Consider the following 8,857-nt stretch of genomic DNA (forward strand, 5'->3'; position numbering starts at 1 on the left):
ATAAAAATTCAGTGTTAGCATGGAGGTACATAATTTTTTTCTGGAGATGGCTATGCTGGACATAACTCATTTTGGGCTTTTCGCCCTATCTGTATTTCTCCTTTCCGTTACACCTGGGCCTGATATAGCCTACGTGGTAGGTCAAAGCGTGGTTAATGGAAGACGAGCGGGAATTATCTCTGCCGCTGGCGTAGCATTAGGTAGTTGCACACATGCAATTGCAAGCGCTGTGGGATTAACCGCGTTGATAACAGCATCTCCGATGATGTTCACCATCATTAAGTCTCTCGGTGCGGCTTATCTGGTGTATCTCGGTAGTAAGATGATTTGGGGAACGCTGACAAAGCAAACCACGAATCACAACGAAGCTGAACGCGTTAAGGCAAAAGCGACTCTGACGAGTCTACTTACTAAAGGTTTCATAACTACCTTAACCAACCCGAAGGTACTGTTATTCTTCATCTCCTTTTTCCCTCAATTCGTTGCGCCTGGAAGCGAGCACCAGACAGCTTCTTTTCTACTCCTGGGAATGACCTACGCATTGATCGCTTTTATGACTGATTTAACGTTCGCCGTACTTGCAGGTAGTGCAGCCGGAACCGTTTCGCAAAACAGAAGGTTGCAGAAAATACTGGATAGAATTGTTGGTGTAACATTCATTGGATTAGGGCTCAGGTTGGCGTTTACACGCCGTTAAGAATATGGGGCGTTCAGCCCCTTATTCTTTGGGATAAGAAAATACAGCAGTGACTAAATGTGATCCTGATTTATCAGATTGGACGTCATAGGCGAAGTTATACCGCTCTCCAGGTGTAAACTTAAATCCGAACACAGGAAGACACCCGCCCTTTTGAACATACACGGGCTTGTTATCAAAAATCTTGTGAAGAGAGTCGCTATTATCACTGTTGATTTGGATAGCAGTGATCCGTTCCTGTGGCTCCAGTGGTGACAACACACAAACTTGATTATCTTTGATTAATGCCGTTGAAGATTCACGATCTACCATTCGATCACCAGGCCCAGGGCATCCCGTTAAGATGAACACAACACCCAGCAACATTTTGTATTTCATGTTTAACGCCCCTGTACATCCCCATGCACCCAGGCCTTTGATAATAAGACCACTTACTAATCCCATAAACCAGCAGTAACCAGTGATCAGCTAAAATAGAGGCTTGCTGTTCAAGAGAGTAATCAGTGAGCTTTTCTTTATCCAGCCTGTAGGTATATTCAGCAGCCCAGTAGGACTTGCTCGAAAACTGGAGCCTGGAGATTATTCCGCTGGTTTTCACACGATTACTATCGCAATGTCAGCACAATAAGCACTCTTAAGATAACAATGAAGATTATCGGTTATGGCGTTAAAGCAAAAGTGATTTTCGACCTGTTAACAGCAGAAAATGGAACCCGTTAATCCTTTGTATTTTTTCGATAACGCCAGGATTTATAGGAAATTACCGGCGGCTGTGCGAAGGACATAATGGCAACCCCAAAGATCATCGCCAGCCCCCATGCAGCTGCTCTATCAGGTGAGCTGAAGACGAAAAGTAGCAGTAGGGTAAAGGTACACACAGCCACCACTCCCGCCAGGGTAACAAATCGTCTAGCGAGGTCATTTATGGCCTCTCCAGGCGTTCCTCCATATTTTTCAATATTGCTTTTTATCTTCTGCAATTCGGGCTGCGTAAACCCTGAACGTAACAAAGCCTCATCAGTCACTTTCATATCGTCTCGTCCCTTATCTCCCAAAAGTGTTTTTCCAATCGCTGATTATGCAAGCAATCATAATGATGAACTTTACAGCAATCCAGCCGAAACTTTTCGGCAGATTCCATCTCACTTTCTTATTATTTGGGTGATGCAAGGACATTACGACAATGGTTGGTTTCGCTTTGCGAAAGTCAGAAGTACTTTGTATTGATTAACACTTAGTATTGATTCATGTACAAACTTTGCTAAAACCTCCCTACCCTCTGACAGAGGAAAGCCACTTACCTTCCTTCAGTGGTTTATGTCGGAATTTTTGACATGGTTTGATATGTCCGCGTCATGCTTCAATGGCACAATCAACGGCAACACCTGAGGCGGTCCAGACACCTGATCCGCTCCGAGTATTGATTATCCCCCCCCGCTTTCATCTGAAAGTATCGACCATTCTCCGCGCTGGCTGAAGATTGGCAATCCTATACTGGTTTTCTGTAAAAATTAGGTGGATGATCTTTGCCACTGGCTATCCTGCGAACAAAATAGATTAAATGCACCTCAAATAGCCTATAATCCGTAGTTAATCATGCTGAAGTGGTCACTGAACGTACAAAACACAAGTCTGTACCTATGGGCGTTATAGTGTGGTGCATGCAGCAAAGCCAGTAATGGCGCGGCCTAGGCAGAACTACCATCTGTGGCGCAGCTAAACACAATCACCGATCCGCCCTTCTATACAGATAAATAATTTTCGTACAAAAACAACGAAAAACCCTCCATTTCTGGGCCTGTGAGAGCCTCTCAGCGGGACGCTGTGATATGGGTCTGACAGTTTACAATTGTGTGGGGATGACGAGCTGTAGAGCTTCTGGTGGAGCATACGGAGCTATTGGTGGTGGTGCTCGCGCTGGTGTGGATTTCAGGCAATAAAAAACCCCGCCGGAGCGAGGTCAAAGTGGGGATGTTTTAGAATTGTTCAGGCTTCGGCCTTAATGTTCATGACTGTTCTGGTGCTGACGTTGTGGCTTTCTGCGATTGCACGAATGGTTTTACCTGCTGCGAGTTCTGCTTTAATGGCTTCACGATCAATAGAGCGACCTTTGCCCCGTCCGGTGATCCTGCCTGCGGCTTTTGCTGCTTCGTAACCTTCACGCTGGCGCTCCAGCATCGTTTCACGTTCCATCTGTGCAACTGCTGCCAGTACGGTCAGCATCATATTACCTGCTGGAGAGTTCTTCCCGGTCTTAAAATCCTCTTTGTGGAACTGAACAACTACACCCCGTTCTGTTAACCGCTCAACCGTTGCCAGCAAGTCAGCAGTGTTACGGCAAAGGCACAGGAAGACAGCGTTTCGCCTGTTGTAATAAAGCGAGGCAAATTGCAACGCAAGTAAAGTAGTGTAACGCAGTGATAACACCAGGATATTTCATGCAGATCCAGTGAAATTATTAGGCGGCTAATCGATCCACTCAGCGGATCTATAATAGAGCCGGGGATATTTTAAGCAGGAGGATGTAAACTGGGAGGATAAAGAGACGGGACACCTACGGGGGCGGGTTGTGTAAGTATTTCCTGTTGTCTTCGACCTTATTGCACGTAAAATGACCAGACACATTTTGGAAAGGAGTCTTTAATGGATATTGCGTTGCTTAACAGGGGCTGGAACAGAACATGGTCAGATACCATGGTGAATCTGGAGGCCCGGAAACTAGTCGAAACAGCAAACCGGCTGTCAGCATTCTATTTGCAAGATGGTCTTACACGTATCAAGTTTGTCGAAGAGATAAAACAGGTTGTAGATAAAGAATTTGAAACTGCACGACGGGCCAAAACCGATGAAGAATGCATTGCATGCATCAAAAATCTGCGTGTCGAAACGGATAATCTACACGAACAAGAACGCCTGTTAAGAACCAGAGCCGCACAGCTTTACGCGAAGGTCGAATTTGTCAGGGAAAACAATAAAATCGTCGGATACGTGATTTCGGCAATCCATATAGTGGTATCTGGAGCAGCATTATTTGGTGGGATGGTTATGATGTCCACTATGACCCCTGTTGGAGTTCTTGCAGGAGCAGTTTTATTTGTTGATGGTATTAACGGTATAACAAAAGAAGCAAGCCATCTTCGCTATGGTGAACAATCCAAATCGGAAGGAATTTTTGCTGATGGCGCAATGGAGACCGCGCAATTTATGGGGTTTAGCCCAAAAAGTGGATTAGCTCTTTATAATACGGTGACTCTAGGGGCGAGTGTCTATAGTATCTTCGGCTTAGCAAGGAAACCCGGAGCTTGGCGATTATTCCGTTGGCTGCCGCGTGATTACTACCGAAAAGTTGACACAATGAGCAAGCCTAAGCTAACGATGAAAATCGCTGGATATGGTGTCAAAGCGAAAGTCATTTTTGATCTTCTGGCTACTGATAACAGTACTAATTAAGATTTGTTCGCTCTACAGAATCGCCAAGATTTATAAGCAAGTACAGGCGGTTGTATAAAAATTGCAACCGCTGCGCCACAAGAAAGGCCAATAGCACCAGAGAAAACACTCTGCTCAGATGCGAACATCACAAGAAAAATGAATACAGCAAGGCAACCGGATACAACCCACACGGCAAGAATAAATCGCCTAGCCAGGTCCCTGATTGCATTCCCCAACGTTCCACCATAGCTTTCAACGTTGTTCTTTATCTTCTTCAAATCCGATGGTGTAAAGCCAGAACTCAACAAAGCCTCATCAGTAACATCCATATTGTCCTCTCCGCATTTCTTAACTGGCAATGGCACACATAATCATAGTGATGAACTTTACAGTAATCCACATGATGTTTGTGCAATGTATCAGATTTCAGACAATAGAAGCCATAAAGCCCCGTTAGTGGTAGAAGCAACAAGCGGAGCATAGCGACTGCAACAGGCCAACCTAGTTGGTTTCGCTTTGCGAAAGTCACCAGTGACCAAATCAGATTGTCAGGGGGATCACACCTTATCAGGGTGCTCGTGTACCTTTCGGAGCGTGAGCAAAGCGCTGGCAGAGCCGGATCTGTAGCTACCGGGGCATTACCACTATTCACCTGTTTACGTGGCTCATAGGGCCACACATCGGGCTTAAATGCGTGTGTTCAATCTGTTCGGGAGTTATGCCAGGTATGCGGCTTTTTGTTCGTTGTTGTACTATCGCGGTAAGAACCTGGAACCACCGCCAGCGTGAGGATATGTTCCCTTGTACCACAGACCTATCACGCGACAGGTACGGGTATAGAACAGTGGGTAGTTTTAGTTGTACCTGCTAAAGCAGAGCAACGTAACTAACTGATGAAATATAACTTCTTGATTTATGAGGAGACTGGAGCGGGCGAAGGGAATCGAACCCTCGTATAGAGCTTGGGAAGCTCTCGTTCTACCATTGAACTACGCCCGCTTTGAGGTGCGTAAGGCATTATAGACCTTACGCCTCTTCATACAAGCCTTTACCCCACTAAGTGGCTATTAAATAATCACTTAGCACTTCGGTTTACTGCCCTGCGCCGGAAGATAACGCTGCGGATCGATGGCCGTGGCCTTATAGCGGATCTGGAAATGCAGCTTCACCGTATCCGTCCCGGTACTGCCCATGGTCGCAATCTTCTGCCCCGCCTTCACGTTCTGGCCATTATTCACCAACATCGTGTCGTTATGCGCATATGCCGTAATGTAGTCCTCACCATGCTTAATCATGATCAGGTTACCGTATCCACGAAGCTGGTTACCGACATAGACCACCTTTCCGGCCCCTGAAGCGTAAACCGGCGTGCCGCGTGCGGCAGCGATATCAATACCTTTATTGCCCCCTTCCGAGAGCGAGTACGGCGCAACCACTTTTCCGCTTGCAGGCCAGATCCAGCAGCGCTGACCGACCGGCGGCCAGGATGATTTAGGCACCTGATAGGATGGCGTCACTTTGGCTGTTTTACGCGTTGAGGACTTATTCCCTGAGGAGGAACCGCCGTTAACCTTGAGCTTTTGCCCTATCTCAATGGTATAGGGTGGAGAAATATTATTCAGGCGCGCCAGCTCCTTCACGCTGGTCCCCGTGGCACGTGAGATGCGGTAGAGCGTGTCCCCGCGCTTAACGGTATAGACGGCACCGGAATAACTGCCCATATCCGAAGATTTACTCCCCGAGCATCCTGCTACAAGTAGCGTCAGCGTCAGGCAGAAAACGGCAATGATCGGGTTTCTCGTCAGGCTTCCTGCAAACAAAACAGCTCCTCGGTCAGCGTGAATGGCGCACTATGATAGCAGCCCAAACTGATGCGGGTCATGCCCTTTTCCGCTCTGTGGGCCAAACCGTTCGCATAAGGATGCAGTATAATAATTCCGCTGATGGTGCTGAACCATTAAGCATTATGGCACTGGAGCATCAATGAGTATTCAAGAACACGTTATTTTGGTAAATGACCAGGGAAAGGTGATTGGCACTCAGGAGAAGTACGCCGCGCACACGTCACACACCCCGCTTCACCTGGCCTTCTCTTCATGGCTGTTTAACGCTAACGGAGAATGTCTGATTACCCGGCGCGCCTTAAGTAAAAAAGCCTGGCCCGGCGTGTGGACCAACTCCGTTTGCGGACATCCACAGGCCGACGAAGCGACAGAGCAGGCGATTATCCGCCGCTGCCGCTTTGAAGTCGGCGCCGAAATCATAGACATCACTCCCGTTGCCCCGGAGTTCCGCTACCGTGAAGCCGACCCTTCAGGGATCGTTGAAAACGAAATCTGCCCGGTCTATGCCGCCCGCGTAACGAATACCCTCGCAATCAATAGCGACGAAGTGATGGAGTATCAGTGGGTGGAGCTGGACGCGCTCTTCCGCGCGCTGGACGCCACACCGTGGGCATTTAGTCCCTGGATGGTGCAGGAAGCGAACACTGCGCGCGAAAAACTCAGCGCTTTTGCGGCGCAATAAAAAAGCCCCGGCGATAAACGCACGGGGCTTTTTTTACGTCTTAACGGCTTATTTCACCGGACGCATCGCCGGGAACAGGATCACGTCGCGGATGGTGTGGCTGTTGGTGAACAGCATCACCATACGGTCGATACCAATACCCAGGCCAGCCGTCGGCGGCAGGCCGTGCTCCAGCGCGGTTACGTAGTCTTCGTCGAAGAACATCGCTTCGTCGTCGCCTGCCGCTTTCGCGTTAACCTGATCCTGGAAGCGCTGCGCCTGATCTTCTGCATCGTTCAGCTCGCTAAAGCCGTTACCGATTTCGCGGCCACCGATGAAGAATTCGAAGCGGTCAGTGATTTCCGGGTTCTCGTCATTACGACGCGCCAGCGGAGACACTTCCGCCGGGTATTCGGTGATGAAGGTCGGCTGAATCAGGTGCGCTTCGGCCACTTCTTCGAAGATCTCGGTCACGATACGGCCCAGACCCCAGCTCTTCTCAACCTTAATACCGATGCTTTCGGCGATAGCCTTAGCAGAATCGAAGTTATCCAGATCCGCCATGTTGGTTTCCGGACGGTATTTCTTGATCGCTTCGCGCATGGTCAGTTTTTCGAACGGCTTGCCGAAGTCGAACACTTCTTCACCGTAAGGGACCTGCGTGGTGCCCAGAATATCCTGCGCCAGGGTGCGGAACAGGGATTCGGTCAGCTCGATCAGATCTTTGTAATCCGCATACGCCATATAGAGTTCCATCATGGTGAACTCTGGGTTATGACGTACGGAAATACCTTCGTTACGGAAGTTACGGTTGATCTCGAACACGCGGTCGAAACCACCGACCACCAGACGCTTCAGGTACAGTTCCGGCGCGATACGCAGGTACATGTCCAGGTCCAGGGCGTTGTGATGGGTGATGAACGGACGGGCAGAGGCACCGCCTGGGATCACCTGCATCATCGGGGTTTCTACTTCCATAAAGTCGCGGTTAACCATGAACTGGCGAATACCGGCCATGATCTGGGAGCGAATTTTGAAGGTCTTACGGGATTCATCATTAGAGATGAGATCCAGGTAGCGCTGACGATAGCGCGCTTCCTGATCCTGCAAACCGTGGAACTTGTCCGGCAGCGGGCGCAGGGCTTTGGTCAGCAGACGCAGCTCGGTGCAGTGGATAGACAGTTCACCGGTCTTGGTTTTGAACAGTTTACCTTTAGCGCCCAGGATATCGCCCAGGTCCCACTTCTTGAACTGCTCGTTATAGATGCCTTCCGGCAGGTCGTCACGAGAGACATACAGCTGAATGCGGCCGCCAACGTCCTGTAAGGTCACGAAGGAGGCTTTACCCATGATACGACGGGTCATCATGCGGCCCGCCACGGACACTTCAACGTTCAGCGCTTCAAGCTCTTCGTTCTCTTTACCGTCGAAGTCTGCGTGCAGTTGGTCTGAGGTGTGGTCACGACGAAAATCGTTCGGGAACGGCACGCCCTGCTCGCGCAGCGCTGCCAGTTTCTCGCGGCGGGTTTTCAGTTCGTTGTTAAGATCGACTACCGCGTCAGCGCCCTGTGATTGTTGTTCAGACATGTTGGTTCCTCATAACCCTGCTTTCAAACTTGCTTCGATAAATTGATCCAGGCTGCCGTCCAGCACCGCCTGCGTGTTACGGGTTTCAACCCCGGTACGCAGGTCTTTGATGCGGGAGTCATCAAGGACGTAAGAACGGATCTGGCTGCCCCAGCCGATGTCGGACTTGTTGTCTTCCATCGCCTGCTTCTCAGCATTTTTCTTCTGCATCTCCAGCTCATAAAGCTTCGCTTTCATCTGCTTCATGGCCTGGTCTTTGTTCTTATGCTGGGAACGGTCGTTCTGGCACTGTGTTACCAGCCCGGTTGGAATGTGGGTAATACGCACCGCAGATTCCGTACGGTTAACGTGCTGACCGCCCGCGCCGGATGCGCGGTACACGTCGATACGCAGGTCAGCCGGGTTGATGTCGATATCGATATCCTCATCCACTTCCGGGTAGACAAACGCGGAGCTGAAGGAGGTGTGGCGACGGCCACCGGAATCGAACGGGCTCTTACGCACCAGGCGGTGAACGCCGGTTTCAGTACGCAGCCAGCCGTAGGCGTAATCGCCAATAATCTTAATGGTGACGGACTTGATACCCGCCACTTCACCTTCGGACTCTTCGATAATCTCGGTTTTGAAACCGCGCGC

General features: G+C 49.5%; 10 protein-coding genes, 1 tRNA gene and 1 pseudogene. 3 read left to right on the top strand and 9 right to left on the bottom strand.

What is annotated here, in order from left to right; translation table 11 throughout:
* The first annotated feature begins 52 nt into the window (after window positions 1-52).
* Window positions 53-697, top strand: a complete 645-nt coding sequence (locus tag ACOTX2_RS13960) for a LysE family translocator (RefSeq protein WP_023298536.1) — start codon at window positions 53-55, stop codon at window positions 695-697.
* A gap of 21 nt (window positions 698-718) precedes the next feature.
* Here the strand turns inward: ACOTX2_RS13960 and ACOTX2_RS13965 are convergent, their stop codons facing one another.
* The 4 genes and pseudogenes from ACOTX2_RS13965 to ACOTX2_RS13980 all read right to left on the bottom strand — a co-directional run bounded on the left by ACOTX2_RS13965 (window position 719) and on the right by ACOTX2_RS13980 (window position 3,091).
* Window positions 719-1,075 (bottom strand): putative T6SS immunity periplasmic lipoprotein, encoded by a 357-nt coding sequence (locus tag ACOTX2_RS13965; protein WP_063147418.1) that lies wholly within the window; start codon window positions 1,073-1,075, stop codon window positions 719-721.
* Window positions 1,014-1,244: pseudogene (locus ACOTX2_RS13970) on the bottom strand (hypothetical protein); the annotation flags it as partial. The pseudogene ACOTX2_RS13970 and the gene ACOTX2_RS13965, both read right to left, overlap by 62 nt.
* A gap of 169 nt (window positions 1,245-1,413) precedes the next feature.
* Window positions 1,414-1,728: a hypothetical protein gene (locus ACOTX2_RS13975; RefSeq protein ID WP_022649281.1), complete on the bottom strand. Its 315-nt coding sequence runs from the start codon at window positions 1,726-1,728 to the stop codon at window positions 1,414-1,416.
* Between the two features lie 955 nt (window positions 1,729-2,683).
* Window positions 2,684-3,091 (bottom strand): recombinase family protein, encoded by a 408-nt coding sequence (locus ACOTX2_RS13980; protein WP_058676781.1) that lies wholly within the window; start codon window positions 3,089-3,091, stop codon window positions 2,684-2,686.
* A gap of 249 nt (window positions 3,092-3,340) precedes the next feature.
* On the opposite strand from ACOTX2_RS13980, the gene ACOTX2_RS13985 reads away from it, so the two are divergent.
* Window positions 3,341-4,147, top strand: coding sequence for a DUF4225 domain-containing protein (locus tag ACOTX2_RS13985; protein WP_063147417.1), 807 nt, complete (start codon window positions 3,341-3,343; stop codon window positions 4,145-4,147).
* Here the strand turns inward: ACOTX2_RS13985 and ACOTX2_RS13990 are convergent.
* From ACOTX2_RS13990 to actS, 3 genes are all read right to left on the bottom strand, one after another.
* A complete protein-coding gene (locus ACOTX2_RS13990; protein ID WP_015673660.1) occupies window positions 4,144-4,458 on the bottom strand; it encodes a hypothetical protein in 315 nt (104 codons plus the stop codon). The genes ACOTX2_RS13985 and ACOTX2_RS13990 overlap by 4 nt on opposite strands.
* A 596-nt stretch (window positions 4,459-5,054) precedes the next feature.
* Window positions 5,055-5,128, bottom strand: a tRNA-Gly gene (locus tag ACOTX2_RS13995).
* An 80-nt stretch (window positions 5,129-5,208) separates the two neighbouring features.
* On the bottom strand, window positions 5,209-5,949 hold the full coding sequence (actS, locus tag ACOTX2_RS14000) for an amidase activator ActS (RefSeq protein WP_063137624.1): 741 nt from the start codon (window positions 5,947-5,949) through the stop codon (window positions 5,209-5,211).
* Between the two features lie 163 nt (window positions 5,950-6,112).
* Between actS and idi the strand changes: the two genes are divergently transcribed.
* A complete protein-coding gene (gene idi, locus ACOTX2_RS14005; protein ID WP_032676492.1) occupies window positions 6,113-6,655 on the top strand; it encodes an isopentenyl-diphosphate Delta-isomerase in 543 nt (180 codons plus the stop codon).
* Window positions 6,656-6,703: 48 nt separating this feature from the next.
* On the opposite strand, the gene lysS is transcribed toward idi, so the two are convergent.
* Both lysS and ACOTX2_RS14015 read right to left on the bottom strand, forming a co-directional pair.
* Window positions 6,704-8,221, bottom strand: a complete 1,518-nt coding sequence (gene lysS, locus ACOTX2_RS14010) for a lysine--tRNA ligase (protein WP_022649302.1) — start codon at window positions 8,219-8,221, stop codon at window positions 6,704-6,706.
* A gap of 9 nt (window positions 8,222-8,230) precedes the next feature.
* A partial coding sequence (locus ACOTX2_RS14015) for a peptide chain release factor-like protein (RefSeq protein WP_421625926.1) occupies window positions 8,231-8,857 on the bottom strand: 627 nt, incomplete at its 5' end.

Origin of the sequence: Enterobacter cloacae complex sp. IR5412 (assembly GCF_049237385.1) — a bacterium.
Taxonomy (GTDB): Bacteria; Pseudomonadota; Gammaproteobacteria; order Enterobacterales; family Enterobacteriaceae; genus Enterobacter; species Enterobacter intestinihominis.

What these genes read in the sequence shown, in the direction of transcription:
- lysS (WP_022649302.1), bottom strand. Translation starts at nt 8,221, where the DNA reads ATGTCTGAACAACAATCACAGGGCGCTGACGCGGTAGTCGATCTTAAC.
- ACOTX2_RS13960 (WP_023298536.1), top strand. Translation starts at nt 53, where the DNA reads ATGCTGGACATAACTCATTTTGGGCTTTTCGCCCTATCTGTATTTCTC.
- idi (WP_032676492.1), top strand. Translation starts at nt 6,113, where the DNA reads ATGAGTATTCAAGAACACGTTATTTTGGTAAATGACCAGGGAAAGGTG.
- ACOTX2_RS13975 (WP_022649281.1), bottom strand. Translation starts at nt 1,728, where the DNA reads ATGAAAGTGACTGATGAGGCTTTGTTACGTTCAGGGTTTACGCAGCCC.
- ACOTX2_RS13985 (WP_063147417.1), top strand. Translation starts at nt 3,341, where the DNA reads ATGGATATTGCGTTGCTTAACAGGGGCTGGAACAGAACATGGTCAGAT.
- ACOTX2_RS13990 (WP_015673660.1), bottom strand. Translation starts at nt 4,458, where the DNA reads ATGGATGTTACTGATGAGGCTTTGTTGAGTTCTGGCTTTACACCATCG.
- ACOTX2_RS13965 (WP_063147418.1), bottom strand. Translation starts at nt 1,075, where the DNA reads ATGAAATACAAAATGTTGCTGGGTGTTGTGTTCATCTTAACGGGATGC.